We start from the raw sequence: 26313 nt of genomic DNA on the forward strand, positions 1-26313 counted from the left end.
GGACTTTCTCAAGTGCTGTGGTGTTTTCGCCGATGGTGTCCCCTAACCGAGGGTGACCAAGCATGCAAGAAAGCGTGATGCAGCGCATGTGGAACAGCGGCTATCTTTCAGGTGGTAACGCTGCCTATGTGGAAGAGCTCTACGAGCTCTACCTGCACGACCCTAACGCTGTGCCAGAAGAATGGCGCACCAAATTTCAGACGTTGCCTACTGAGGGCAACTCTGCCAACGATGTTTCGCACTCCACAATCCGCGATCATTTCGTGTTGCTGGCGAAGAACCAGCGCCGCGCCCAACCGGTATCTGCCGGAAGCGTGAGCAGCGAACACGAGAAGAAGCAGGTTGAAGTGCTGCGATTGATCCAGGCCTATCGGATGCGCGGCCACCAGGCAGCCCAGCTTGATCCGCTGGGGCTGTGGCAGCGTCCTGCACCTGCAGACCTGTCGATCAATCATTACGGCTTGACCAATGCCGATCTTGATACGACCTTCCGTGCCGGCGACCTGTATATCGGCAAAGAGGAAGCGAGCCTACGCGAAATTCTCGAAGCGTTGCAGCAGACATATTGCCGCACCATTGGCGCCGAGTTCACGCACATCGTCGATTCCGAGCAACGCCACTGGTTTGAACAGCGTCTCGAAAGCGTACGTGGCCGTCCGACCTATTCGGCTGATATCAAAAGCCACCTGCTTGAGCGCGTGACCGCAGCTGAAGGCCTGGAGAAGTACCTGGGCACCAAGTACCCGGGCACCAAGCGTTTCGGTCTGGAAGGCGGCGAGAGCCTGATTCCGTTGCTGGACGAGCTGATTCAGCGTTCGGGCAACTATGGCACCAAAGAAATCGTTATCGGCATGGCCCACCGTGGCCGTCTGAACGTGCTGGTCAACACCTTCGGCAAAAACCCGCGCGACCTGTTCGACGAGTTCGAAGGCAAGAAAAAAATCGAGCTGGGTTCCGGTGACGTTAAATACCACCAGGGCTTCTCCTCCAACGTGATGACCTCCGGTGGCGAAGTTCACCTGGCCATGGCGTTTAACCCTTCCCACCTGGAAATCGTTTCTCCAGTGGTTGAAGGTTCGGTACGTGCACGTCAAGACCGTCGTAACGACGCAACGGGCGAGAAAGTACTGCCTATTTCCATCCACGGTGACGCTGCATTCGCAGGTCAGGGCGTGGTCATGGAAACCTTCCAGATGTCGCAGACTCGCGGCTTCAAGACTGGCGGTACGGTTCACCTGGTGATCAACAACCAGGTTGGCTTCACCATCAGCAACCCTGAAGACTCGCGTTCGACCGAGTACTGCACTGACGTCGCGAAAATGATTCAGGCGCCGATCCTCCATGTTAATGGTGATGATCCGGAAGCCGTTCTGTTCGTGACCCAACTGGCAATCGACTACCGCATGCAGTTCAAGCGTGACGTCGTGATCGACCTGTTCTGCTACCGCCGTCGCGGTCACAACGAGGCCGACGAGCCAAACGGTACTCAGCCGTTGATGTATCAGCAAATCGCCAAGCAGCGCACCACGCGTGAACTGTATGCCGAGCGTCTGACTCAAGAGAAAGTGGTAGACGAAGAGCGCGTTCAGGCCAAGATCGACGAATACCGCAACGCGCTGGACAACGGTCTGCATGTTGTGAAAAGTCTGGTCAAAGAGCCGAACAAAGAGCTGTTCGTTGACTGGCGCCCGTACCTGGGCCACGCCTGGACTGCGCGTCACGACACACGCTTTGATCTGAAAACCCTGCAAGAACTGTCGGCCAAGCTGCTGGAAATTCCAGAAGGCTTCGTCATGCAGCGTCAGGTGTCGAAGATCTACGAAGACCGTCAAAAAATGCAAGCCGGCGGCCTGCCGATCAACTGGGGTTATGCCGAAACCATGGCGTACGCGACCCTGGCGTTCGAAGGTCACCCGATCCGCATGACCGGTCAGGACATCGGCCGCGGTACGTTCTCGCACCGTCACGCTGTGTTGCACAACCAAAAAGATGCCAGCACCTACATTCCTCTGCAGCACCTGTACGAAGGTCAGCCTCGCTTTGACCTGTACGACTCGCTGCTGTCGGAAGAAGCGGTATTGGCGTTCGAATACGGCTACTCGACTACCACGCCAAACGGCTTGGTGATCTGGGAAGCCCAATTCGGTGACTTCGCCAACGGTGCACAGGTTGTTATCGACCAGTTCATCACCAGCGGCGAGCACAAGTGGGGTCGCCTGTGCGGTCTGACCATGCTGTTGCCACACGGCTACGAAGGTCAGGGCCCAGAGCACTCCTCGGCACGTCTTGAGCGTTACCTGCAATTGTGCGCTGAGCACAACATTCAGGTGTGCGTACCAACCACTCCAGCGCAGATCTACCACCTGCTGCGCCGTCAGGTTATCCGTCCGCTGCGCAAGCCGCTGGTGGTACTGACACCGAAGTCGTTGCTGCGTCACAAATTGGCAATCTCGACACTGGAAGATCTGGCCGAAGGTTCGTTCCAGACCGTTATTCCAGAAATCGATGCACAAGATCCGGCGAACGTCGGTCGTATCGTGCTGTGTAGCGGCAAGGTCTACTACGACCTGTTGGAAAAACGCCGTGCCGAAGGTCGTGATGACATCGCTATCGTGCGTCTTGAGCAGCTGTATCCGTTCCCTGAGGACGACTTGATTGAAGTCCTGGCTCCGTACAAAAACGCCAAGCACATTGTCTGGTGTCAGGAAGAGCCAATGAACCAGGGCGCCTGGTACTGCAGCCAGCACCACATGCGTCGCATCATTGGCGGTCACGATAAATCTCTCGTACTTGAGTACGCGGGCCGTGACGCTTCTGCTGCACCTGCTTGTGGTTACGCATCGATGCACGCTGAGCAACAGGCCAAACTGTTGCAAGACGCGTTCACTGTTTAACGCCTTCGCGCACTGAAACCGAATTAAAGGAACCAAAGAACATGGCTATCGAGATCAAAGCCCCAACATTTCCGGAATCGGTTGCCGATGGCACCGTTGCCACCTGGCACAAGCAACCAGGCGACGCTGTAAAGCGTGACGACCTGATCGTTGACATCGAAACCGACAAAGTCGTACTGGAAGTATTGGCGACTGCTGACGGCGTTCTGGGCGCAATCGTGAAAAACGAAGGCGACACCGTTCTGTCTGACGAAGTACTGGGCTCCATCGTTGAAGGCGGTGCTGCTGCCGCTGCTCCAGCCGCCGCTGCTGCGCCGGCTGCCCAAGCTGCTGCTCCAGCCGCTGCTGACGGCGAAGACGATCCAGTGGCTGCTCCGGCTGCACGCAAGATCGCTGAAGAAAACGGCATCAACATCGCTTCCGTTGCCGGTACTGGCAAAGGCGGTCGTGTGACCAAAGAAGACGTTGTGGCTGCTGTTGCTGCCAAGAAAGCCGCTCCGGCTGCCGCACCTGCCAAAGCTGCTGCGCCTGCTGCCACTGCTCCGGTATTCGCTGCTGGCGACCGCGTAGAAAAACGCGTTCCAATGACCCGCGTTCGCGCTACCGTGGCCAAGCGTCTGGTAGAAGCTCAGTCGAACATGGCGATGCTGACCACGTTCAACGAAGTTGACATGACCGAAATCATGGCACTGCGTTCGAAGTACAAGGACCTGTTCGAGAAGTCCCACAACGGCGTACGCCTGGGCTTCATGTCGTTCTTCGTTAAAGCCGCTACCGAAGCCCTGAAACGCTTCCCGGCTGTCAACGCGTCGATCGACGGTTCGGACATCGTTTACCACGGCTACGCCGACATCGGTGTTGCAGTGTCCAGCGACCGTGGCCTGGTAGTTCCAGTACTGCGTAACGCTGAACTGATGAGCCTGGCTGAAATCGAAGGCGGCATCGCTGCTTACGGCAAAAAAGCCCGTGATGGCAAACTGTCGATCGACGAAATGACCGGCGGTACCTTCACCATCACCAACGGTGGTACTTTCGGTTCGATGATGTCGACCCCGATCGTTAACCCGCCGCAAGCCGCGATCCTGGGCATGCACAACATCCTTCAGCGTCCAATGGCAGTCAACGGTCAGGTTGTAATCCGTCCGATGATGTACCTGGCTCTGTCTTACGATCACCGCTTGATCGACGGCAAAGAAGCTGTAAGTTTCCTGGTGGCCATCAAAAACCTGCTGGAAGACCCAGCTCGTCTGCTGCTGGATATTTAATAGGAGCAGCTTCAAGTTGCGAGCTTCAAGCTGTCTGTAACGCAGCTTGGCTTGCAGCTTGAAGTTCCGAGCTTGAAGCTTGTAGCTAATAGAGGATCTATTCCCATGTCTCAGAAATTTGACGTTGTAGTGATTGGTGCGGGCCCTGGCGGCTACGTTGCCGCGATCAAGGCCGCGCAACTGGGCCTTTCGACTGCATGCATCGAAAAATACACCGACAAAGAAGGCAAACTGGCATTGGGCGGTACTTGCCTGAACGTTGGTTGCATTCCATCCAAGGCGCTGCTGGACAGCTCCTGGAAGTATCACGAAGCCAAGGATGCATTTGCTATCCACGGCATCACCACCGGTGAAGTGAACATGGACGTGCCAGCGATGGTTGGCCGTAAAGCCAACATCGTTAAAGGCCTGACCTCCGGCGTTGCGACCCTGTTCAAAGCCAACGGTGTGACCTCCCTGCAAGGCCACGGCAAACTGCTGGCCGGCAAGCGCGTTGAGCTGACCAAGCCAGACGGCAGCGTTGAAATCATCGAAGCCGAGAACGTGATTCTGGCTTCCGGTTCGCGTCCTATCGACATTCCGCCAGCTCCAGTTGATAACAACGTGATCGTTGATTCGACCGGCGCCCTGGAATTCCAGGCCGTACCTAAGCGTCTGGGCGTTATCGGCGCTGGCGTTATCGGTCTGGAACTGGGTTCGGTGTGGTCCCGTCTGGGCGCTCAGGTAACGGTTCTGGAAGCACTGGACACGTTCCTGATGGCTGCTGACGCTGCTGTGTCCAAAGAAGCCTACAAAACCCTGACCAAACAAGGTCTGGACATCAAGCTGGGCGCTCGCGTGACCGGTTCCAAGGTAAACGGCGACGAAGTCGTTGTGACCTACACCGACGCCAACGGCGAACAGACCATCACCTTTGACAAGCTGATCGTAGCGGTAGGTCGTCGCCCTGTGACTACCGAACTGCTGGCAGCTGACAGCGGCGTGACCATCGACGAGCGCGGTTTCGTGTTTGTTGACGATCATTGCGCGACCAGCGTACCGGGCGTTTACGCCATCGGTGACGTGGTTCGCGGCATGATGCTGGCACACAAGGCTTCTGAAGAAGGCATCATGGTGGTTGAGCGCATCAAAGGTCACAAGACCGAGATGAACTACGACCTGATTCCATCGGTTATTTACACTCACCCGGAGATCGCATGGGTAGGTAAAACCGAACAGGCCTTGAAAGCTGAAGGCGTTGAAGTTAACGTCGGCACCTTCCCGTTCGCAGCCAGTGGCCGTGCCATGGCAGCAAACGACACCGGTGGCTTTGTTAAAGTCATTGCTGATGCCAAAACTGACCGCGTACTGGGCGTCCACGTGATTGGCCCGAGCGCAGCAGAGCTGGTACAGCAGGGCGCAATCGGTATGGAATTCGGCACCAGTGCCGAGGATCTGGGCATGATGGTTTTCTCCCATCCAACCCTGTCCGAAGCGTTGCATGAAGCAGCGCTGGCAGTGAATGGCGGCGCCATCCACATTGCCAACCGTAAGAAACGTTAAGACCAGACAATAAGAAACCACGGCGGTTTGCCCGTCGTGAGCCTTGCTAGCAAGCCTCACCGCGGAACTTCCGCCGGACGCAGTCTTGTCTTGTTTTATCCAGGCCCGGCCTTTGCTCACGCAATGGCCGGGTTTGCTAAAGCAGCACAAGCAGCAGTCACAGGTGGTGCGGCACTAATAAAAGTGCAGCGCCGAATGCGCAGTACCTAACGAAGACGGTAAAAAGCATGAATCTTCACGAGTATCAGGGTAAGCAGCTGTTCGCTGAGTACGGCCTGCCAGTATCCAAGGGTTATGCAGTAGACACCCCGGAAGCAGCGGCTGAAGCTTGCGACAAAATTGGCGGAACCGAATGGGTTGTAAAAGCCCAGGTTCACGCAGGCGGTCGCGGCAAAGCGGGCGGCGTTAAGCTGGTTCGCAACAAAGAAGACGCTAAAGCATTTGCACAGCAGTGGCTGGGCAAGCGTCTGGTGACTTACCAAACTGACGCCAATGGTCAGCCGGTCACCAAAATCCTGGTTGAATCGTGCACTGATATCGCTAAAGAGCTGTACCTGGGCGCTGTCGTTGACCGTTCCAGCCGTCGTATCGTGTTCATGGCTTCCACCGAAGGTGGCGTGGACATCGAGAAGATCGCACACGACACTCCAGAAAAAATTCTCAAAGCAACCATCGATCCACTGGTTGGCGCTCAGCCATTCCAGGGTCGCGAGTTGGCATTCCAGCTGGGTCTGGAAGGCAAGCAAGTTGCTCAGTTCGCCAAGATCTTCGTAGGTCTGGCCAAACTGTTCAAGGATCACGATCTGGCCCTGCTGGAAGTGAACCCGCTGGTTATCAAGACTGACGGCGACCTGCACTGCCTCGATGCAAAAATCAACATCGACGCAAACGCCATGTACCGTCAGCCTAAGCTGAAAACTTTCCACGATCCGTCGCAAGACGATCCGCGCGAAGCGCACGCTGCCCAGTTCGAACTGAACTACGTAGCGCTGGAAGGCAACATCGGCTGCATGGTAAACGGTGCCGGTCTGGCCATGGGTACCATGGACATCGTTAACCTGCACGGCGGCAAGCCAGCCAACTTCCTCGACGTAGGTGGCGGCGCAACCAAAGAACGCGTAACTGAAGCGTTCAAAATCATTCTGTCCGACAGCAATGTCGCGGCAGTACTGGTTAACATTTTCGGCGGCATCGTTCGTTGCGACATGATTGCTGAAGGCATCATCGGCGCAGTGAAAGAAGTCGGCGTGAAAATCCCGGTGGTTGTGCGCCTTGAAGGCAACAACGCTGAACTGGGCGCTAAAGTACTGGCAGACAGCGGCCTGAACATCATCGCTGCTACCAGCTTGACCGACGCTGCTCAACAAGTTGTTAAAGCTGCGGAGGGCAAGTAATGAGCGTCCTGATCAATAAAGACACCAAAGTTATCTGCCAGGGCATCACTGGTTCGCAAGGTAGCTTCCACACCCAGCAAGCCATCGAGTACGGCACCAAGATGGTTGGCGGCGTAACTCCGGGTAAAGGCGGCACCGAGCACCTGGGTCTGCCAGTGTTCAACACCGTGAAAGACGCTGTAGCTGCCACTGGCGCCACCGCCAGCGTGATCTACGTTCCGGCTCCTTTCTGCAAGGACTCCATCCTTGAAGCAGCGTTCGGCGGCATCAAGCTGATCGTTTGCATCACCGAAGGCATTCCTACCCTGGACATGCTGGACGCTAAAGTTAAGTGCGACGAGCTGGGTGTTACCCTGATCGGCCCTAACTGCCCAGGCGTGATCACCCCGGGCGAGTGCAAGATCGGCATCATGCCAGGTCACATTCACTTGCCAGGCAAAGTAGGCATCGTGTCGCGTTCCGGCACCCTGACTTACGAAGCTGTGAAGCAAACCACTGACGCCGGTTTTGGTCAGTCGACGTGTGTAGGTATCGGTGGTGACCCGATCCCAGGCTCGAACTTCATCGACATCCTGAAACTGTTCCAGGAAGACCCGAAGACCGAAGCGATCGTCATGATCGGTGAGATCGGCGGTTCGGCTGAAGAAGAAGCGGCTGCCTACATCAAGGCACACGTGACCAAGCCAGTTGTTTCCTACATCGCTGGTGTGACTGCCCCTCCAGGCAAGCGCATGGGCCATGCTGGCGCAATCATCTCTGGCGGCAAGGGCACTGCAGACGAGAAGTTTGCTGCTCTGCAAGACGCAGGCGTAAAAACCGTGCGTTCGCTGGCAGACATCGGCAAGGCCTTGGCCGAGCTGACCGGTTGGGCTGTCAAGTAAGCCACGCGCTTAACTGATTGCTACACCAGGCAAAGGCCACCTTCGGGTGGCCTTTGTGCATTCTGGCTACTTAAATCCCTGTAGGAGCGAGCTTGCCTCGCGATCTTTTGACCTTAAAAAAGATCGCGAGACAAGCTCGCTCCTACAGCGATGTGGGAATACCAATGTAGGAAAATCACACCAGTTTAAATTTCGATGTCATCCAGGCGACAACTGCGTTCGTTCATCGGACAGAATGCCCTGCAACAGTGCGTTCATCTTAAAAACTCGGTAATCTTGCCGCCATTCTGCTTTTCTGCGTGTGCGTCCCACAAGGAAGCCACGCGCTAGACGGGTCGGTCTTATTCAGACTGACAACATTTCCCATATCCGCACGGGAAATTCCCCTCTAAATCCCGATTTACTAGTGTGGTACTTCCGTAATGAAAGTTTTGAAAGGCCAGGACATTCTGGCACTTGGGTTTATGACCTTTGCCCTGTTCGTTGGGGCTGGCAATATCATTTTCCCGCCAATCGTTGGTTTGCAATCCGGGCCTAATGTCTGGATCGCCGCGCTGGGCTTTTTGATTACGGCTGTGGGTTTGCCGGTTGTCACTGTTGTCGCCCTGGCCAAAGTTGGCGGCGGCATGGATGCACTGAGCAGCCCGATTGGCAAAATCGCCGGTGGCTTGCTCGCGGCTGCGGCCTACCTGGCTGTGGGCCCGCTGTTCGCCACACCGCGTACGGCAACCGTGTCGTTCGAAGTGGGTCTGGCGCCCCTGACCGGTGAAAGCCCGTTGGCGCTGTTCCTGTACAGCTCCGTGTACTTCTTGATCGTGTTCTTCGTTTCGCTGTATCCAGGTCGTTTGCTGGACACGGTAGGGCGCTTCCTGGCTCCGCTCAAAATCATCGCCCTGGCCATTCTCGGTATCGCCGCGTTTGCCTTGCCTGCCGGTGATATCGGTAGCGCGACCCCGGTCTATGAGGCTGCGCCGTTCTCTCAAGGGTTTATTCAGGGTTACCTGACCATGGACACCTTGGGCGCACTGGTTTTCGGCATCGTGATCGTTAACGCGATCCGTTCCCGCGGTGTCGAGTCGCCGAAACTAATCACCCGCTACGCGATCATTGCTGGCCTGGTGGCGGGCGTTGGTCTGACACTGGTGTACATCAGCCTCTTCCGCCTGGGTTCCGGCAGCCATGAAGTGGCTATCGGCGCAACCAACGGGGCTGCGGTATTGCACGCCTATGTTCAGCACACCTTCGGCTCGCTCGGCAGTGGTTTCCTGGCTGTGCTGATTGCCCTGGCGTGTCTGGTTACAGCGGTAGGCCTGACCTGTGCCTGTGCAGAATACTTCAGCAAGATCTTGCCTCTGTCCTACAAGGCCTTGGTGATTATCCTTGCCGTGTTCTCGCTGGTGGTGTCCAACCTGGGCCTGACCAAGTTAATCGCCTTCTCCGTGCCGGTGCTGACCGCCATTTACCCGCCATGTATCGTGCTGGTGGCCTTGAGCTTCTGCAAAGGCTTCTGGCATGAGCAGACTCGTATCGTCGGCCCGGTGATGCTGGTGTCGTTTATCTTCGGCGTGGTCGATGCCCTTAAAGGCGCAGGCCTGGCGGATGGCTTGCCGAACTGGCTGACTCACATGCCCTTCAGCGAGCAAGGCTTGGCCTGGCTGGTGCCGTCGCTGATCGTTCTGGTAGGTGCGTTCATTTACGACCGCCTGCTGGGCAAGTCACAAGAAGCCATTGCCTGACGACACTGCCCGCCAAAAGCGCGCCCACGGTGTCAATAAAAAAGCCCTGTATCGATGAGATACAGGGCTTTTTTTATGGCGCTTGCCTGTAAGAGCGAGCTTGCCTCGCGATCTTTTAAAAGATCCAAAGATCGCGAGGCAAGCTCGCTCCTACAAGGTCAGCTACAGCGAATTACTTGCTTTCAGCCGCTGGAGCATCCTGAGCGGCTTCTTTTGCTGCTGCTTCATTGGATTCAGCTTGGGCTTTAGCCGCCTCAGCGTTCTCTTTAGCAGCGTCGTTTACCTTGTCTTGCGCTTCAGACATTTTTTGTTGAGCTTGTTCTGCGTGCTGATTAGCGTCCTGGGCTTTGTCTTCGGATTTTTTATCGCAAGCAGCAAGGCCCAGGGAAGCGGCCAGCATCAAGGCAACAGCAACGGTATTACGCATGGGATGTTTCTCCTTGTGAGTAGTTCTACGGGGCGTTTGAGCCAGCCCGCGGTACTTAAGTTCCATCGCCCTGCAGATATATAAGTAGTGCCGATTGCACAGAATCTATTGGTAAAAAGTATCAGGCCTTGAAATCCAGAGTTCAGGCCCCAACTTTCATCACATCCCGCCGCTAACCCTCTTGGGCGTGGCTCATGCCATCTAATCGGAGTTTGATAACAATGAGCGTGGAAACTCAAAAGGAAACCCTGGGCTTCCAGACCGAGGTCAAGCAACTGTTGCACCTCATGATCCATTCGCTGTATTCCAACAAGGAAATTTTCCTTCGCGAATTGATCTCGAACGCCTCTGATGCTGTCGACAAATTACGTTTTGAAGCGCTGTCCAAACCAGAACTGCTGGAAGGCGGCGACGAACTTAAAATCCGTGTGAGCTTCGACAAGGACGCTAAAACCGTCACCCTCGAAGACAACGGTATTGGCATGAACCGTGACGACGTGATCGCCCATCTGGGTACGATCGCCAAGTCCGGCACCGCCGATTTCATGAAAAACCTGTCGGGCGATCAAAAGAAAGACTCGAACCTCATCGGCCAGTTCGGTGTGGGCTTCTACTCGGCCTTTATCGTCGCTGACAAAGTTGACGTATATAGCCGCCGCGCCGGTACACCTGCCAGCGAAGGCGTGCACTGGTCTTCCAAAGGCGAAGGCGAGTTCGAAGTTGAGAACGTCGAAAAAGCCTCTCGCGGCACCAAGATCGTTCTGCACCTCAAGTCCGGCGACGAAGAGTTCGCTGATGGCTGGCGCCTGCGCAACATCATCAAAAAATACTCCGACCACATCGCCTTGCCGATCGAACTGCCTAAAGAGCAGGCCGCAGCCGAAGGTGAAGAAGCACCGGCACTGGAATGGGAAACCGTTAACCGCGCCAGCGCCCTGTGGACCCGTCCTCGCACTGAAGTGAAGGACGAGGAATACCAGGAGTTCTACAAGCACATTGCCCACGACTACGAGAACCCGCTGGCCTGGAGCCACAACAAGGTTGAAGGCAAGCTCGAATACAGCTCGCTGCTCTATGTCCCGGCCCGTGCACCGTTCGACCTGTACCAGCGTGAAGCGCCTAAAGGCCTGAAGCTGTATGTACAGCGCGTATTCGTGATGGATCAGGCTGAGTCGTTCCTGCCGCTGTACCTGCGCTTCATCAAAGGTGTGGTTGACTCCAACGACCTGTCGCTGAACGTGTCGCGTGAAATCCTGCAGAAAGATCCGATCATCGACTCCATGAAGTCGGCGCTGACCAAGCGTGTTCTGGACATGCTGGAAAAACTGGCGAAGAACGAGCCAGAGAAATATCAGGGCTTCTGGAAAAACTTCGGCCAGGTCATCAAAGAAGGCCCGGCAGAAGATTTCGCCAACAAAGAAAAAATCGCCGGTCTGCTGCGCTTTGCTTCGACCCATGGTGATGATGGCGAGCAAACGGTTTCTCTGGCCGAGTACCTGGCACGTGCCAAAGAAGGTCAGGACAAGATCTACTACCTGACCGGCGAAACTTACGCTCAGGTCAAAAACAGCCCGCACCTGGAAGTCTTCCGCAAGAAAGGCATCGAAGTGCTGCTGCTGACCGACCGTATCGACGAGTGGCTGATGAGCTACCTGACCGAGTTCGACGGCAAGAGCTTTGTTGACGTGGCGCGCGGTGACCTCGATCTGGGCAACCTGGACTCTGAAGAGGACAAAAAAGCCGCAGAAGAAGTGGCCAAGGCCAAAGAAGGTTTGGTTGAGCGCATCAAGACCGCGCTGGGTGAAAGCGTCAGCGAAGTGCGTGTTTCGCACCGTCTGACCGACTCGCCAGCCATTCTGGCAATTGGTGAACAAGACCTGGGCCTGCAAATGCGCCAGATCCTTGAAGCCAGCGGCCAGAAAGTGCCGGACTCCAAGCCGATCTTTGAATTCAACCCGGGTCACCCGCTGATCGAAAAACTGGATGCGGAGCAGAGCGAAGAGCGTTTTGACGACCTGTCGCACATCCTCTTCGACCAGGCTGCCCTGGCGGCTGGTGACAGCCTCAAAGATCCGGCGGCGTATGTCCGTCGCCTAAATAAGTTGTTAGTTGAGTTGTCCGTGTAACACGTCTATAAAAAACCCGCTTCGGCGGGTTTTTTTTGCTTTGAATTCGGGAGTTTTTAATGAAATCAATTACGGTCAGTTCTGTGGTCTATCAAATCGATGGCCAAGCTTACGAAAGCCGCCTGGCATATGACCCAAGCCGCGAAGAGTCGCTGCCGGGTTTGCTGATGGCACCGAACTGGATGGGCATCAGCGCAGGCGCCGAGGACATCGCCAAAAAGGTCGCTGAGCAAGGGTATGTGGTGCTGATTGCGGACCTGTACGGCCAAGGTGTTCGTCCCGCCAACGGAGATGAAGCCGGCGCTGCCATGATGCCGCTGAAAAATGACCGTGCCTTGCTGCGCAAGCGCATGCAGGCGGCCTACGCAGTGCTCAAAGAGCAAACTGAGGCCAAGGTCGATAGCCAGCAATTGGCGACCTTTGGTTTCTGCTTTGGTGGGTGCTGTTCGCTGGAACTGGCCCGTGATGGCGCTGCGCTAAAGGCTGCGGTGTCGTTCCATGGCTCGCTGGATACACCAAACCCGGCAGACGCCAACAACATCACTGGCTCTGTTTTGGTGTTGCACGGTGCGTCAGACCCATTGGTGCCCCATGAGCAATTGCCGGCTTTTGAAGCCGAGATGAATGCGGCCGAAGTGGACTGGCAGTTGACCAGCTATGGCAGCGCAGTGCATTCGTTCACCGACCCGCACGCCAACGTGCCCGGCAAAATGATGTACGACGCCAAGACCGCACACCGCGCCTTCACCGCCATGCACAACCTGCTGGATGAAGTGTTCAAGGGCTAAATAATCTGTAGTCGCTACCGCAGGCTGCGATCTTTTGATTTTTAAAAGATCGCAGCCTGCGCCAGCGACTACAGGTTTACAGCGCTCTCTCTAGGCTTTCGCTCACCGTCAAATCACGCATCAGCAGGGCATAGCTCAGGTCCACCTGTTCGGGGATCGGCAAGTAAACCGTGTGCCCATCCCCCGGCGCGACTTCGATCGGCAATCCTGCAGTGTTATGCAATTGGTCCAGGTCAAAGTGGTAATTGCCGCGTGGAGTCATCAACTCCAGGTGATCGCCCACGGCAAAACGGTTTTTGACTTTGACTTCCGCGAGACCTTTTCGTCGCTCGCCGGTCAATTCACCGACAAACTGCTGGCGGTGTGACAGAGAACTGCCGTGCAGATAATTCTGGTACTCGTCATGCACATGCCGACGCAAAAAGCCTTCGGTGTAGCCGCGCTGCGCCAGTGACTCCAGATCATTCATCAAGTTGCGGTCGAACTCACGGCCGGCCACCGCATCATCAATCGCCTTGCGGTAGACCTGCGTCGCCCGCGCACAGTAAAAGTGCGACTTGGTACGCCCCTCAATCTTCAGCGAATGCACGCCCATCTCCGTCAGGCGAGCCACGTGTTGCACCGCGCGCAGGTCTTTGGAGTTCATGATGTAGGTGCCGTGCTCGTCCTCGAATGCCGACATGGCTTCGTCCGGGCGGTTGCTTTCGTGCAGCACAAACACTTCGTCGGTCGGCGCGCCCAGACCGAGGGTCGGCTCAACCACCTTCACAACATTGCCCAGTTCGTTTTCTGTGGCGGGCTTGGCTTCGTACTTCCAGCGACACGCGTTGGTGCAACTGCCTTGATTGGCGTCGCGCTTGTTCATGTAGCCAGACAGCAGGCAACGGCCGGAGTAGGCCATGCACAACGCACCATGGACGAAAATCTCAAGCTCCATGTCCGGCACGTGCTCACGGATTTCTTCGATCTCTTCCAGTGACAGCTCGCGGGACAGGATGATCCGGCTCAAGCCTTGCTGGCGCCAGAACTCGACACTGGCCCAGTTTACTGTGTTGGCCTGCACCGACAAGTGAATTGGCATCTGCGCGAAGTGCTGGCGCACCAGCATGATCAGCCCGGGATCGGACATGATCAGCGCATCCGGGCCCATGGCAATTACCGGCTCCAGGTCTTTAAGGAAGGTGCGCAGCTTGGCGTTGTGCGGGGCGATGTTGACCACCACGTAAAAGCGTTTGCCTTGGGCCTGGGCCTCGCGAATGCCGATGGCCAGGTTGTCGTGGTCAAACTCGTTGTTGCGCACCCGCAAGCTGTAACGCGGCTGGCCAGCGTAAACCGCGTCCGCGCCATAGGCGAAGGCGTAGCGCATGTTTTTCAGGGTGCCCGCAGGGGCGAGGAGTTCGGGTGGAGCAAGGCGCATGGTCGGGTCTTTCGCAAAAAGGCGCGATGGTAGTCGAGCCTTTGGGCGCGCTTATTGATCTGGATCTAAAAACCCGTACCTGGCTTAACGCGCCGTGCGTTGCAAGGCCAGCATGACGATCCCGGCGACCACAATCAGCCCGCCGATTACCTGGCCATTGCTCAGCACCTGGTCCAGGATCAGCCAGCCAAACAGCAAACTCGCCACGGGCTCAACGTTCATCACCGGGGCGTTTTGCGCCATGTTCAAGCGCGTCATGCAGATAAACAGCAAGCAGAACCCGAAGCCATACAAGGTGACCAGGCAGGCGAGGGCGGTCCAGCCGGTGGACGAGCTGGGCAACGACACTCCACCGGGCAGCACGCCGCTGATCCCGGCCAGTGTGGCGGCGCTGAACACAATCAACATGGTCAGCATGCTGCGCACGGAGCCGCGCAGGCTCGACAATTTGTGATCGGTGATCCACAGCGCACAGGCGAACACCGAGGCGGCGCCAAAGCCAAACAGAATACCTTCCAGCCATTGCGCCTCGGTGCTGCCCTGATTGGCCAGACGCTCGGGCACGTCCAGCGCAAACACCAGGCCGCACATGATCAGGCCCATCAGCAGGGCTGCGCGGCGGGTAGGTGCAGCGCCGCCCAGCGCCCATGTCAGCAACACCAGCAGAATCGGCGCCATATTGCCGATCAACAACGCCAGCGCGACGGGAATGCGCGCCACCGCTGAATAGAGAAAAAAGCTTTGCGCCGCAATCAGCAGGCCGAGCAACAGTTGCCAGCGCCAGTTGGCAGCGGTTAAGCGAGGTCGTTCGCGTTGCCAGACCACCAAGGCCGTCAGCACCAGCAAGGTGACTCCGGCGCGGCACAGAATCGCCAGCAAGAGGCCGGTTTCGTGATCGAAAGCAATACGCGCAGCGATGTGGTTCCCGGCAAAGGCACAGGCCAGCAGCACCAGAATCAACACTGCAACATGACGGGGAAACAGAGCAGGAGCAGACATAAGCAACCAGCCTCCTTGGCTGGGTAAATACGCACTGTAGGAGCGAGCTTGCCTCGCGATCTTTTAAAGATCAAAAGATCGCGAGACAAGCTCGCTCCTACAGAGGGGAGGGTTACAACACCAGGCTTGGCAGCCACAGCGAGATGGCCGGTACGTAGGTCACCAGCATCAGCACGCCGAACAACGCCAGGTAGAACGGCAGCAGAGCTTTAACGGTGCTTTCAATCGTGACTTTGCCCACCGCCGCACCGACAAACAGCACGGCACCTACCGGCGGGGTAATCAGCCCGATGCCCAGGTTCACCAGCATGATCATGCCGAAGTGCACCGGATCAACGCCGATACCGATGATCACCGGCAGCAGAATCGGCGTCAGGATCAAAATCAGCGGCGCCATGTCCATCACCGTGCCCAGCAGCAGCAACATGACGTTGATGCACATCAGGATCACGTAACGGTTATCCGACAGGGTCAGGAACGCCGTGGTGATTTTCATCGGGATTTCCATCAGCGTCAGGATGTAACCGAAGCTGGCGGCAAAACCGATCAGGATCATCACGATGGAAATCGTCCGTACCGCCCGGTGCATCAACTTGGGCAGGTCGCGCCACTTGTAGTCGCGGTAGATAAACATGGTTACGAAGAATGACCACAACACCGCAATGGCCGCCGACTCGGTGGCCGTAAAAATGCCCGACAAAATACCGCCCAGGATGATGACCATGGCCATCAGCCCCCACAGCGCGTCACCGGCGATTTTCAGGGCCTTTTTCAGCGGGATCACTTCGCCCTTGGGGTAGTTGCGCTTGCGCGCAAAGATCATGCACAGGCCCATCATCACCGCACTGAGCAACAGCCCCGGCATGATCCCGGCCATAAACAGCGAAGCAATTGACACTGTGCCACCGGCCGCCAGCGAGTACAGCACCGAGTTGTGGCTCGGCGGGGTGAGCAGGGCCTGTACCGAGCCGCTGACCGTCACCGCCGTAGAGAACTCGCGAGGGTAGCCCGCACGCTCCATTTCCGGGATTAACACTGACCCCACCGAGGCGGTGTCGGCCACCGACGAGCCCGAGATGGCGCCAAAGAAGGTCGAGGCCACGATGTTGACCAGCGACAGGCCGCCGCGCACAAAGCCTACCAGCACCCCGGCGAAGGCGACCAGCCGGCGCGACATACCGCCTTCGGCCATGATCGCGCCCGCCAGAACGAAGAACGGGATCGCCAACAGCGAGAATTTATTCACGCCCCCGGCCACTTGGATCATCAGCGCGTCGAACGGAATTTCAATCCACCAGGCGCCGATCAACGCCGACAGGCCCAGCGCGTAAGCCACCGGCATGCCAATCAGAATCAGCGCAACAAAGCTGCCTAACAGTACCAAAGCGTCCATTTATACGGCCTCTTCGCTGGCTTCTACGATGTCGAACCGCACAACACGGCGGTGGCTCTGGTCGCCCAGGAAGAGCTTTTCCAGGACAAAGATCAGCGTGATCAAGCCGCCGATGGGGATGGGCAAGTACGAAATGCCGACCCGCATGGACGGCATTTCGCCGAGAAATTGGTTCCAGGTGGTGGCGCAGAGTTTGAAACCCTTGACCGCCATGAACAGGCAGACGATGACCATCAGGATTTGTACCAGCACCGCCACTGGTTTGCGCACGTGCAGCGGCATGCGCTCAACCGCCATGGCCACGGCCATGTGTGCGCCTGCGCGATAGCTGGCCGCCGCACCGAAGAAGGTAAACACCACCATCAACAAAATGGCGGTGGGTTCTGGCCAACTGGACCCTGAGCCCAGCACGTAACGGGCGAAGATGCCCCAAGGGATGATCAGGGTCATGGTCAACACCGACAACCCGGCGATCGCAATACAGACCCTGTACAGAAAGTCGTTAAAACGCAGCACGGCATTTTTCATGGAGGCTCACCCCTGTGGCGGTGAACGGGCTGGCGCCCGTCACCGCGGCGTTATCGGACAGGCTTACTGAACAGCTTCGATACGCGAGATCAGCTCTTTGTAGTTGGCGCCGTATTTGTCACGAACCGGTTGGGTGGCGTCGTAGAAGGCTTTTTTCTGGTCCGGGGTGAGGGTGATGAACTCCACACCGGCGGTTTTGAGTTTGGCTTCACTCTCGGCCGATTTTTTATCCCAGATCACGCGCTCTTCCATCTGCGCTTCGCGGGCCAGTTTCTGCACCAGTGCCTGTTGCTCAGGGTTGAGCTTGTTCCACGTGGTTTTGGCAATCACGATGGGTTCCGGCAGGATCAAATGGTCAGTCCAGGTGAAGTACTTGGCGTTCTGGTAGTGGTTGTGTTCAAGGAACGTCGGGGGGTTGTTTTCGGCGCCATCAATCACGCCCGTCTGCAAGGCGCTGAAGATCTCGCCGGTGGCCATGGCAATGCCGTTACCGCCCATGTCATTGATGGTGTCGATAAACACCGGGTTGCCTTGCACGCGGATCTTCATGCCTTTGAGGTCGGCTATCTCGCGCACGGGTTTTTTGGTGTAGAGGTTGCGGGTACCGCCGTCCATCCACGCCAGAGCGACCATGTTGAAGTCGGAGTTGGTGATTTTGTCGAGCATCTCCTGGCCGATTTCGCCGTCGATGATTTTGCGCATGTGCGCTTGATCGCGGAACACGAAAGGCAGGTTGAAGGCATTGGTTTCCGGCACCACCGGGCCCAGGATGCCGAGGCTGACACGGGTCATTTGCACGGCGCCAGACTGCAACTGTTCAACCACTTCTTTCTCGGAGCCGAGCACGCCACCGGCAAACATCTTGAACGAAATGTCGCCGTTGCTTTGCGCCGCCAGCTTTTTGCCCATCTCTTGTTCAGCCACTACCGGCGGATAGCCGACCGGGTGAACTTCAGCGAATTTGATCTTGATTTCGGCCTGGGCTACGCCCGACAGGCAGAAGGCAAGCGGCAATGCAGCGATGAGTAAGGTGCGTTTGAAATCCATGGGTCACTCCACATATTGTTTTTGTTATTTAAAGGTTCTGGATCAGCAGGATTAAACAGTCAGCTTGTGTACGCGGGCTCCGCCAGCCCTTTAACACCAGGGTTAAGGGCAAACACGCCGCCCGCCAAAGGTTGGTCACTGAGGTCGCCTGCGGGGCGAATCGAGGTGACGAACAGGGTGTCCAGATTCGCACCGCCAAAGGCGCACATCGCAGGCTTCTTGACCGGGACGGCCAGCGAGCGGTCAAGTGTGCCTTCGGGGGTAAACCGGTGAATCAACCCGGCATCGTTGCCGCAAATCCAGTAGCAGCCGTCGGCGTCGACAGCGGCGCCGTCAGGGCGGCCCGGATGTTGTGTCATGTCGACAAACAGGCGGCGGTTGTGTGGGGTGGCCGTGTCGATGTCGTAATCGAAGGCCCAGATCTTTTGCACGTCCGGGTGCGAGTCCGAGAGGTAAAGGGTCAGGCCGTCGGGGCTGAACGCCAGGCCGTTAGGCACGATAAACCCGGTCAACTGCGGTTTCAGAGGTTCGTGTTGCCCGGCTTCATAGCGATACATCGCACCGGCGGGCACCCCTGCGGCCATGTCCAGCAGCATGGTGCCGGCCCAGAAGCGGCCCTGGCGATCACAGCGACCATCATTGAAACGCATGCCCGCTTGGGCATGGTTCACGCTGCTTAACAGGCGGGTATTCAGGCGCCCATCGGTCTGGGGCGTGAGGGTGAAAACGCCGCTTTCCATTGCGCCAATCCAGTGGCCATCATGGCCTCTGGCGATACACGCAAGCATTTGCGGGGCTTCCCAGCTTTGGCTGAAGCCATCGGCGGCCTGCCAGCGGTGCAGACGCCGGGCCGGGATATCAACCCAGTACAGCGCTTGTTCGGCAACACTCCAGACCGGGCTTTCACCCGTGGCATTGCGTGCGTCTAGAATCAGTTCGGCAGTCATGCGGCTTGATCCCTGCGTTGTTGTTCTTATTCGTCGCCAAAAGGGCCGGCTGCCACAAAGGCACCGCCTTGATAAATTCTGCTGGGGTCACCGGCAGGCGGCATGGGTTGAGCTTCAACCTTGTCGCGGAAGATCTCTGAGTTGTCCTTGGGGGCGAAACCCAAGTGCGCCGCATAGCGGTTGTCCCACCACACGTTCAAATTGTTCGAGGCGCCATAGACCACGGTATGCCCGACATTCGGCGTGTAGAGCGCGCGTTCGAGCAACTGCGTGAGGTCGGCATAGCTCAGCCAGGTGTGCATCATTCGGCGGTTTTGTGGTTCGGGGAAGGAAGAGCCGATGCGGATGCTGACGGTTTCGATGCCATAACGGTCGAAATAAAAGGTCGCCATGTCTTCGCCATACGACTTTGACAGCCCGTAGTAACCGTCAGGGCGGCGAGGGGAGCGGGCATCGAGTGTCTGGTCTTGCTGGTAAAAGCCGATGACATGGTTAGAGCTGGCAAACACAACACGCTTGACCCCGTGTCGACGCGCCGCTTCGTAAATATGAAACACGCCGCTGATGTTGGGGCCGAGGATTTCTTCAAAGGGGCGTTCAACTGACACCCCGCCAAAATGCAGGATGGCGTCCACGCCTTCTACCAACTGGTGCACGGCCTGTTTGTCGGCGAGGTCACACACGATGGTTTCTTCATGGCTGTCGGCTGCGCAGGCCATTGGCGCAATATCAGACAGTCGCAGCACCTTGGCATAAGGCTTGAGGGTTTCGCGCAGCACCTTCCCCAAACCACCCGCGGCACCGGTGAGAAGAAGGCGATTGAAGGGAGTTTGGGCAGTACGAGTGTTAGTCATCAAGGACCCCTGCATTTCTTATTAATGTCATCTGTTGTCGTATGACTTGGTTCGGATTATTCACAGCCCTTGCCGGTGTTGTCAATGCGCGATTTTGCCAAGTGCCATCATTGCGCCCCAACCCTTTGCAGGCGCGAGCTTGCCTCGCGATCTTTAAACTGATCACGAGACAAGCGGGCGGATTACAGCAACGACAGCGGGTAGCTGATGAAGATGCGGTTCTCGTCAAACTCATGGGCGCTGTAGTCGCGACGGATGCTCGCGTTACGCCAGCGCACTGTCAGGTCCTTGAGAGTGCCGCTTTGCACGGTGTAGGCCAGTTCCGATTCGCGGCCCCACTCTTTGCCGTCAGTGGTGGTGGCGGTGTGGATGTTACTGCCGCTGATATAGCGGTTCATCATGGTCAGACCCGGGACCCCAAGTACGGCGAAGTCGAGGTCATGGCGCACTTGCCAGGAGCGTTCCTTGGCCAGGTCATAGCTGGAGTTGTAACTGTCGTTAGCCAGGGTGCCGCCGCTGGTGCCGTTGACGCGGAACCAGCCGTCGTCGCCGTACACTCTTTGCAGGCCGACATACAGGGTGTTGCCTTTGTATTTGGCCGAGAGCAGGGCCGATGCGGTTTTGTTGTCCAGTTCACCGGCACGTTTGCTGCCGTCTTCCTTGCCCCAGAAGTAACCGAGGTTCGCGCCCAGGGTGACATCGCCCACTGGCTGGCTGTGGATCAGGTTGAGGAATTGCTGCTGGTAGATGTTTTCCAGCTCGGCATACCAGGCGCCAACTTGTGTGCGTTTTTCATTGAAGGTGTAATCACCACCAGCAAAATTGAAGCGGTCTGATGTGAAGGCGCCTTTGCCGTTGAGCGACATGTCTTCCATGCTCGCGTCATTGCGTGGGCTGTTGGCGCGGAACTGCCCGCCGTAAAGGTTCAGGTTGGTGATTTCTTTAGAGGTGATCTGTGCACCGCGAAAGGTCTGAGGCAGCGAGCGACCGTCATCTGAACGCAAAATTGGCAGCACCGGCATCCACTCGCCGACTTTCAGTTCAGTGTTCGAGAACTTGGCTTTGGCGGCGACACCCAGGCGCCCGAAATTCTTGGCCGGTTCGCCATCACTGCCGGTCGGCAGCAACTGCGTGCCCGCCGTGCCTTTGCCGCCATCAAGTTTTTGCGAGTACATCCCCAGCACGTCCACCCCGAAACCGACGGTGCCTTGGGTAAAGCCGGATTTGACGTCAAGAATGAAGTTTTGCGTCCATTCTTCGGCCTTGCTTTGCGGGGCGCGGCTGTTGGGGTAGTCCGGGTTGGTGTAGTTGCGGTTGATGTACGCGTTACGCAGGGTAAGGGTCGCTTTGGTGTCGTCGATAAACCCTTCTGCCATGCCTGTCAGCGGCAGCGTAAACGACATGCTGCCCAGCCCCATAAGAATCAATGAACGGGTGTTGTGAGATCTCATTATTGTTGTGCTCCCATTTTTGACAAAGCCGTCCTCACGTGACCGACAGAAGCGGCCTGCAATGTGAAGGCGGTGTGTGTTGCCCTGGTGTCAGGGCGCTGACTCAAACCGTTGTGACGGCAGAGTCTTTTGCTGCAGACAGACGTTCAGCAAAAGCGGCAGGCAATCGGCCCGTGTTCAATCGGGCTCGACCGGGGTGTGCGAGGGGCGTAATGCGAGAGAGTGCGGTCATACGGAATTCCCTGATTATTATTGTTGTGTTATCCGTTGTCGTACAACTTTGGCGGATTATTTGCACCTTCGGAGGCCTTTGTCAATGCAGGGTCAAGCAAACAAATCAGGGTTTCATCGGGGCAGGGGGTGGTTGAACTCACTGGCGAAGGGTGATCGTACAACCGCCATGAGCTATCATGCGATAACTTGCAGTTCGCACTTAGACCCCGAGATAAATGTTGACCATGGAAAACCCCACTGACGTTCCACGCCTTCCTCGCAAACGCCGTAGCCTCGCGCAGGAATTGGTGACGGTGCTGTCCGAGCAAATTCGCGACGGCTTGCTCAAGCGCGGCGACAAGCTGCCCACCGAGTCCGCGATCATGGAAGCCCATGGCGTCAGCCGCACTGTGGTGCGCGAGGCAATCTCCCGTTTGCAGGCGGCAGGGCAAGTCGAGACGCGGCATGGCATCGGCACGTTCGTGCTGGACACGCCGAGCCCGAGCGGCTTTCGTATCGACCCGGCCACCGTGGTGACATTGCGCGACGTGCTGGCGATTCTGGAGTTGCGTATCAGCCTGGAGGTTGAGTCGGCCGGGTTGGCCGCGCAGCGTCGTAACCCGGAACAGTTGGCCGCCATGCGTGCCGCCCTGGATGCCCTTAACGAAAACACTGCCCGTAACGGCGATGCCGTGGCGTCGGATTTTCAATTCCACCTGCAGATTGCGCTGGCCACCGGCAACCGCTATTTCACCGACATCATGAACCACCTGGGCACCAGTATCATCCCGCGCACCCGCCTCAACTCGGCGAGCCTGGCCCATGATGATCAGGGGCAGTACATGAGCCGCCTGGGCCGTGAACACGAAGAAATCTACGCCGCCATTGCCCGCCAGGACTCCGACGCCGCCCGTGCGGCCATGCGTTTACACCTGACCAACAGCCGCGAACGCCTGCGCCATGCGCATGAAGAGGCAGAGGCGCAGGGCTAAAGAACTGCACTTGTAGTCGCTGCCGAAGGCTGCGATGGGCGGCGATGGGCTGCGCAACGGCCCTCACCGTTGAAGTCAACAGCGAAGGTCCTGCGGTCCTTATCGCAGCCTTCGGCAGCGACTACAGGTCTACTTAAGACATGGAAGGTGTATGAACGAAACAAGTCTGCAACGTAAAACCCTGCTCCTGCTTCTGGCCTTCGTCACCGTTGCCTTTATCTGGATTTTGCTACCGTTCTATGGGGCGATTTTTTGGGCGGTGGCGCTGGGTATTCTGTTCGCGCCCTTGCAGCGCAAGTTGCTCCTCAAATTCAAAGGTCGGCGTAACCTGGCCACCTTTGTCACGCTCACAGCCTGCACCCTGATCGCGATTCTGCCGGTGATTTTCACCACGATCCTGCTGGTGCAAGAAGTGGCCACCCTTTATAGCGATGTGCAAAGCGGCAAGATCAACGTCGCCGGCTACATCGCCCAACTGCAGAGCAGCTTGCCCCATCAGGTCACGGAATGGCTCGACCGCTTGGGCTTGAGAAGCATTGAAGGCGTCAGCGATAAAATCTCCAAGGGCGCGCTTGAAGGCAGCCAGTTCTTTGCCACCCAAGTGTTCAACTTTGGCCAGAGCACTTTTGAGCTGGTGGTGAGCTTTTTCATCATGCTCTACCTGTTGTATTTCTTTATTCGTGACGGTCAGGCCATGGTGCGTTTGATCCGCAATGCGGTGCCCATGGCTGAACAGCACAAGCGCCTGCTGCAAATCAAATTGCGTCGTGTGGTCAGGGCTTCAGTCAAAGGCAATTTGGCGGTGGCCGTTGTACAAGGTGCGCTGGGCGGGGTGATCTTCTGGATTCTGGGCATTCAGAGCTCGCTGTTTTGGGCGGTGCTGATGATGTTTCTGTCGTTGTTGCCTGCCGTCGGGGCGGGCATCGTCTGGGCGCCGGTGGCGATTTACTTCCTGACCACCGGGATGATCTGGCAAGGCGTGGTGCTGGCGCTGTTCGGCGTCTTCGTCATCGGTATGGTCGACAACGTATTACGCCCGATCCTGGTGGGCAAAGACACGAAAATGCCGGACTTCCTGATCCTGATTTCGACCTTGGGCGGCATGGCGATTTTCGGCCTCAATGGCTTTGTCATCGGGCCATTGATCGCCGCCCTGTTCCTGTCGAGCTGGGGATTGTTCAGCGGCACGCGGCGCAAGGTCCGTTTGCCCGCTGACAAAATCACGCTCGACTAACGAAAGCTGTACGAAACCCCGACGTAGGCGCCCCGGCCTTCGCCGGGGGTGGAGCGGGCGGCGTCCTGGCCTTTGTCGTCGTAGCCCGGCGTCACCGTGGCGGCGTAGCGCTCGCCTGTAAGGTTGCGCAGGTCGATCCAGGTCTGCCAGTCGCGCTTGGGGGAGGCGTAGCCCAGCGTCGCGCCCCACAGCATGTAAGAGGATGTGTAGTAGGTGTTGGCATAGTCCACCGCCATACGTGAAGCCACTTGGGTGTTGACCCCCGCGTAGAAGCCTTGCGGGTGCTCATAACGCACTTCAGCCTGGTAGTAGTGCTGTGGGATGCCCGGCAAACGGTTGTCACCAAAGCGCGAGTCATCGCGGTAATGGAAGTCGCTGAAGGTGTAGGCCTGACGCAGCGACACGCTGCCCACGCTATCGCGCTGCCACAAGCGGCTATTGAGCCCGGCTTCAATGCCTTGGTGCACGGTCGAGCTGGCGTTGGACTCGCCGACAATCGGTGCCAGGTCCGCCGTGGCAGCTTGCAGCTCAACCGTCAGCAGTTCATGGCGCACGGCCGAGTAGTACCAGGCCAGATCCCATTGGCCGATCCCCGAGTCGCCCCGCGTGCCCAGCTCAAGGGTGGTCGCGGTCTGGTTCTGCATGGCAATCGGGGTGCTTTGGCGCCCGGTGGCCGGGCCGCTGCCCACCGGGAATACGTACGGCGAACTCCAAATCATCGACCACGGGTGCGGCGGCTCAACCGAGCGACTGAGGTTGCCGTACACCTGCAAGTGCGGGTTGAACTCATAGCGCAAGCCCAGGCGCGGCGCGTAATCCCAATCATGGCGGCTGACTTTGCCGCCGCTTTCGGGGTAGCTCACTTCACTTTCGCGGCGGGTATAGATCAGCGCCATGCCGGTGGTCAGCCACAGATCGGGCATCAGCTCCAGATCATTGCTGGCGTGCAGCACGCTGTCCGAACCCTGATAACTGAAGTCGCGCATTTTGGTGCCCGGCGCATAGCTGGCGGTATTGCCGCGCGGGATGCGCACGTATTCCGATGCGCCGCTGTTGGGCAAATGCTTGCTGCTGCGCAGACCCACCGTGGTTTTGCTTTCAAGACCAAACAGGGTGTCGCGGCGCTTGTAGTTCAAGGTGCCGCTGACATCGGTGTAGGCCACCTTCAGCCGGTTAGGCCCTTCGCGCAGATCCATGGGGTAATCGTGGTAAACCAGCCCGACTTCCAGTTGCGAATCATCGTCCAGGTACAGCGTGGTTTTGTTGCCCAACCAGGTGCTGCCGGGTTGCGGGCGGGTGTAGTCGCCGCTCACATACGCCGGATTGGCAGCGCGTGGGTGATGCTTGATTTGCTCTTTGGTGACCCGGCCTGCGAGTTCGTTATCGGTTTCGCGATAACGCAGATAAAAGCGCGTTTCCAGTTGCGGGCTGAAACGATAGCCAATATTGGCCGCGAAGCCTTTGCTGTTGCCTGACGTGTGGTCTTGATAGCCGTTGGTCTCCGCGTCGTTGAGCGACACGTAGTAGTCCAGATCCCCCAACACTTGCCCGGAACTGATCTGGCGTTTCTGGTAGCCATAACTGCCTGTTTCATAGCGCACTTGCAGGGGCGAGGCGTCATAGCCGGTGTGGGTGACGTAATTGATCGAGCCGCCGAGGGCCAGTGCGCCGACATCAAAGCCATTGGCACCGCGCAACACCTCTGCGCGGCTCAGCCACAACGGCTCGAACAGCTCATAGGGCGTACCGCCGGGGCCGGTCAACGGCAGGCCATCAAACATCACATACAGGCCCGAGCCGTGGGCGCCCGGTGCGCGGTTGATGCCCGACCCGCGCACCGAGACCTTGGTGCCTTCATTGCCGCCTGATTGGGCATACACACCGGGTTGATACGCCAACACATCACTGTTGGTCGCGACGCGGCCTTGTTCGACCGCGTTCATGTCGATCACATTGCTGGCGCCGGGCACCTGCTTGAGCGCCTCCTGCGCGGCTTGCAGGTCGCTGCTTTCCTCACTGCGAACCTGAACCTCACCCAACTCCAGCGGGTCAGCATAAGCGGGCGCAGCGCAGGCAAGCGCCAAAGGCAGAAACGAAGACAAGGCAGATCGCATTAACAGGCATTCCAGGACGATGGGCGGGCGGCGCGCCAGCCTATACAAGCCCGTAATCACTCGCAACTGTC

The 26313-nt window shown here is 57.5% G+C and carries 20 protein-coding genes; 10 read left to right on the top strand and 10 right to left on the bottom strand.

Annotation, left to right across the window (positions count from 1 at the left end):
• The first annotated feature begins 62 nt into the window (after positions 1-62).
• The 6 genes from GHO25_RS06880 (at position 63) to brnQ (ending at position 9712) form a co-directional block, all read left to right on the top strand.
• The gene (locus GHO25_RS06880) at positions 63-2894 is read left to right on the top strand and encodes a 2-oxoglutarate dehydrogenase E1 component (protein ID WP_048391336.1); all 2832 of its coding nucleotides are present in this window, start codon (positions 63-65) and stop codon (positions 2892-2894) included.
• Positions 2895-2935: 41 nt separating this feature from the next.
• Positions 2936-4159 carry a 2-oxoglutarate dehydrogenase complex dihydrolipoyllysine-residue succinyltransferase gene (gene odhB, locus GHO25_RS06885; RefSeq protein WP_048368575.1) on the top strand — a complete coding sequence of 408 codons (1224 nt, stop codon included), beginning with the start codon at positions 2936-2938 and terminating at the stop codon, positions 4157-4159.
• A 105-nt stretch (positions 4160-4264) separates the two neighbouring features.
• Positions 4265-5701, top strand: coding sequence for a dihydrolipoyl dehydrogenase (lpdA, locus tag GHO25_RS06890; RefSeq protein ID WP_048368574.1), 1437 nt, complete (start codon positions 4265-4267; stop codon positions 5699-5701).
• 227 nt (positions 5702-5928) lie between these two features.
• Positions 5929-7095, top strand: a complete 1167-nt coding sequence (sucC, locus tag GHO25_RS06895; RefSeq protein WP_048368573.1) for an ADP-forming succinate--CoA ligase subunit beta — start codon at positions 5929-5931, stop codon at positions 7093-7095.
• Positions 7095-7976 (top strand): succinate--CoA ligase subunit alpha, encoded by an 882-nt coding sequence (gene sucD / locus GHO25_RS06900; protein ID WP_003223019.1) that lies wholly within the window; start codon positions 7095-7097, stop codon positions 7974-7976. Before sucC ends, sucD begins: the two co-directional genes overlap by 1 nt.
• Before the next feature lie 422 nt (positions 7977-8398).
• Positions 8399-9712: a branched-chain amino acid transport system II carrier protein gene (gene brnQ, locus GHO25_RS06905; protein ID WP_048368572.1), complete on the top strand. Its 1314-nt coding sequence runs from the start codon at positions 8399-8401 to the stop codon at positions 9710-9712.
• 172 nt (positions 9713-9884) lie between these two features.
• On the opposite strand, the gene GHO25_RS06910 is transcribed toward brnQ, so the two are convergent.
• Entirely contained in the window at positions 9885-10139 is a 255-nt protein-coding gene (locus GHO25_RS06910) for a hypothetical protein (RefSeq protein WP_048391680.1), read from the bottom strand.
• 221 nt (positions 10140-10360) lie between these two features.
• Between GHO25_RS06910 and htpG the strand changes: the two genes are divergently transcribed.
• Together htpG and GHO25_RS06920 are read left to right on the top strand one after the other, a co-directional pair.
• Positions 10361-12265: a molecular chaperone HtpG gene (gene htpG, locus GHO25_RS06915; RefSeq protein WP_048368570.1), complete on the top strand. Its 1905-nt coding sequence runs from the start codon at positions 10361-10363 to the stop codon at positions 12263-12265.
• Between the two features lie 59 nt (positions 12266-12324).
• Positions 12325-13053, top strand: a complete 729-nt coding sequence (locus GHO25_RS06920) for a dienelactone hydrolase family protein (RefSeq protein WP_153390265.1) — start codon at positions 12325-12327, stop codon at positions 13051-13053.
• A 76-nt stretch (positions 13054-13129) separates the two neighbouring features.
• Here GHO25_RS06920 and yegQ read toward each other — a convergent pair whose 3' ends face one another.
• The 8 genes from yegQ to GHO25_RS06960 all read right to left on the bottom strand — a co-directional run bounded on the left by yegQ (position 13130) and on the right by GHO25_RS06960 (position 21689).
• Positions 13130-14470, bottom strand: coding sequence for a tRNA 5-hydroxyuridine modification protein YegQ (yegQ, locus tag GHO25_RS06925; RefSeq protein WP_153390267.1), 1341 nt, complete (start codon positions 14468-14470; stop codon positions 13130-13132).
• A gap of 84 nt (positions 14471-14554) precedes the next feature.
• A complete protein-coding gene (locus tag GHO25_RS06930; RefSeq protein ID WP_153390269.1) occupies positions 14555-15469 on the bottom strand; it encodes a DMT family transporter in 915 nt (304 codons plus the stop codon).
• A gap of 112 nt (positions 15470-15581) precedes the next feature.
• A complete protein-coding gene (locus GHO25_RS06935) occupies positions 15582-16862 on the bottom strand; it encodes a TRAP transporter large permease (protein ID WP_048368566.1) in 1281 nt (426 codons plus the stop codon).
• Complete coding sequence (locus GHO25_RS06940) at positions 16863-17390, bottom strand: TRAP transporter small permease (RefSeq protein WP_048387721.1); 528 nt, start codon at positions 17388-17390, stop codon at positions 16863-16865.
• A 63-nt stretch (positions 17391-17453) separates the two neighbouring features.
• A complete protein-coding gene (locus GHO25_RS06945) occupies positions 17454-18437 on the bottom strand; it encodes a TRAP transporter substrate-binding protein (RefSeq protein WP_048368564.1) in 984 nt (327 codons plus the stop codon).
• 59 nt (positions 18438-18496) lie between these two features.
• On the bottom strand, positions 18497-19384 hold the full coding sequence (locus tag GHO25_RS06950) for an SMP-30/gluconolactonase/LRE family protein (protein ID WP_048368563.1): 888 nt from the start codon (positions 19382-19384) through the stop codon (positions 18497-18499).
• Positions 19385-19410: 26 nt separating this feature from the next.
• Entirely contained in the window at positions 19411-20238 is an 828-nt protein-coding gene (locus GHO25_RS06955; RefSeq protein ID WP_153390271.1) for an NAD(P)-dependent oxidoreductase, read from the bottom strand.
• A 182-nt stretch (positions 20239-20420) separates the two neighbouring features.
• A complete protein-coding gene (locus tag GHO25_RS06960; RefSeq protein ID WP_153390273.1) occupies positions 20421-21689 on the bottom strand; it encodes an OprD family porin in 1269 nt (422 codons plus the stop codon).
• Positions 21690-22147: 458 nt separating this feature from the next.
• Here GHO25_RS06960 and GHO25_RS06965 point away from each other — a divergent pair, with 458 nt between their 5' ends.
• A complete protein-coding gene (locus tag GHO25_RS06965; RefSeq protein ID WP_123750549.1) occupies positions 22148-22894 on the top strand; it encodes a FadR/GntR family transcriptional regulator in 747 nt (248 codons plus the stop codon).
• Between the two features lie 151 nt (positions 22895-23045).
• Entirely contained in the window at positions 23046-24128 is a 1083-nt protein-coding gene (locus GHO25_RS06970; RefSeq protein ID WP_123750405.1) for an AI-2E family transporter, read from the top strand.
• On the opposite strand, the gene GHO25_RS06975 is transcribed toward GHO25_RS06970, so the two are convergent.
• A complete protein-coding gene (locus tag GHO25_RS06975; RefSeq protein ID WP_153390275.1) occupies positions 24125-26242 on the bottom strand; it encodes a TonB-dependent receptor domain-containing protein in 2118 nt (705 codons plus the stop codon). The genes GHO25_RS06970 and GHO25_RS06975 overlap by 4 nt on opposite strands.
• Between the last annotated feature and the right edge of the window lie 71 nt (positions 26243-26313).

The sequence above is a fragment of the Pseudomonas sp. FSL R10-1350 genome (assembly GCF_009600525.1).
In the GTDB taxonomy this organism is placed as follows: domain Bacteria; phylum Pseudomonadota; class Gammaproteobacteria; order Pseudomonadales; family Pseudomonadaceae; genus Aquipseudomonas; species Aquipseudomonas helleri.

Bases quoted from the DNA above. Each gene is read 5' to 3' on its own strand.
- sucD (WP_003223019.1), top strand. From the start codon at position 7,095: ATGAGCGTCCTGATCAATAAAGACACCAAAGTTATCTGCCAGGGCATC.
- GHO25_RS06940 (WP_048387721.1), bottom strand. From the start codon at position 17,390: ATGAAAAATGCCGTGCTGCGTTTTAACGACTTTCTGTACAGGGTCTGT.
- yegQ (WP_153390267.1), bottom strand. From the start codon at position 14,470: ATGCGCCTTGCTCCACCCGAACTCCTCGCCCCTGCGGGCACCCTGAAA.
- GHO25_RS06970 (WP_123750405.1), top strand. From the start codon at position 23,046: ATGAACGAAACAAGTCTGCAACGTAAAACCCTGCTCCTGCTTCTGGCC.
- GHO25_RS06960 (WP_153390273.1), bottom strand. From the start codon at position 21,689: ATGAGATCTCACAACACCCGTTCATTGATTCTTATGGGGCTGGGCAGC.
- odhB (WP_048368575.1), top strand. From the start codon at position 2,936: ATGGCTATCGAGATCAAAGCCCCAACATTTCCGGAATCGGTTGCCGAT.
- GHO25_RS06945 (WP_048368564.1), bottom strand. From the start codon at position 18,437: ATGGATTTCAAACGCACCTTACTCATCGCTGCATTGCCGCTTGCCTTC.
- GHO25_RS06955 (WP_153390271.1), bottom strand. From the start codon at position 20,238: ATGACTAACACTCGTACTGCCCAAACTCCCTTCAATCGCCTTCTTCTC.
- GHO25_RS06935 (WP_048368566.1), bottom strand. From the start codon at position 16,862: ATGGACGCTTTGGTACTGTTAGGCAGCTTTGTTGCGCTGATTCTGATT.
- GHO25_RS06910 (WP_048391680.1), bottom strand. From the start codon at position 10,139: ATGCGTAATACCGTTGCTGTTGCCTTGATGCTGGCCGCTTCCCTGGGC.
- htpG (WP_048368570.1), top strand. From the start codon at position 10,361: ATGAGCGTGGAAACTCAAAAGGAAACCCTGGGCTTCCAGACCGAGGTC.
- lpdA (WP_048368574.1), top strand. From the start codon at position 4,265: ATGTCTCAGAAATTTGACGTTGTAGTGATTGGTGCGGGCCCTGGCGGC.
- GHO25_RS06950 (WP_048368563.1), bottom strand. From the start codon at position 19,384: ATGACTGCCGAACTGATTCTAGACGCACGCAATGCCACGGGTGAAAGC.
- GHO25_RS06920 (WP_153390265.1), top strand. From the start codon at position 12,325: ATGAAATCAATTACGGTCAGTTCTGTGGTCTATCAAATCGATGGCCAA.
- brnQ (WP_048368572.1), top strand. From the start codon at position 8,399: ATGAAAGTTTTGAAAGGCCAGGACATTCTGGCACTTGGGTTTATGACC.
- GHO25_RS06975 (WP_153390275.1), bottom strand. From the start codon at position 26,242: ATGCGATCTGCCTTGTCTTCGTTTCTGCCTTTGGCGCTTGCCTGCGCT.
- sucC (WP_048368573.1), top strand. From the start codon at position 5,929: ATGAATCTTCACGAGTATCAGGGTAAGCAGCTGTTCGCTGAGTACGGC.
- GHO25_RS06965 (WP_123750549.1), top strand. From the start codon at position 22,148: ATGGAAAACCCCACTGACGTTCCACGCCTTCCTCGCAAACGCCGTAGC.
- GHO25_RS06930 (WP_153390269.1), bottom strand. From the start codon at position 15,469: ATGTCTGCTCCTGCTCTGTTTCCCCGTCATGTTGCAGTGTTGATTCTG.
- GHO25_RS06880 (WP_048391336.1), top strand. From the start codon at position 63: ATGCAAGAAAGCGTGATGCAGCGCATGTGGAACAGCGGCTATCTTTCA.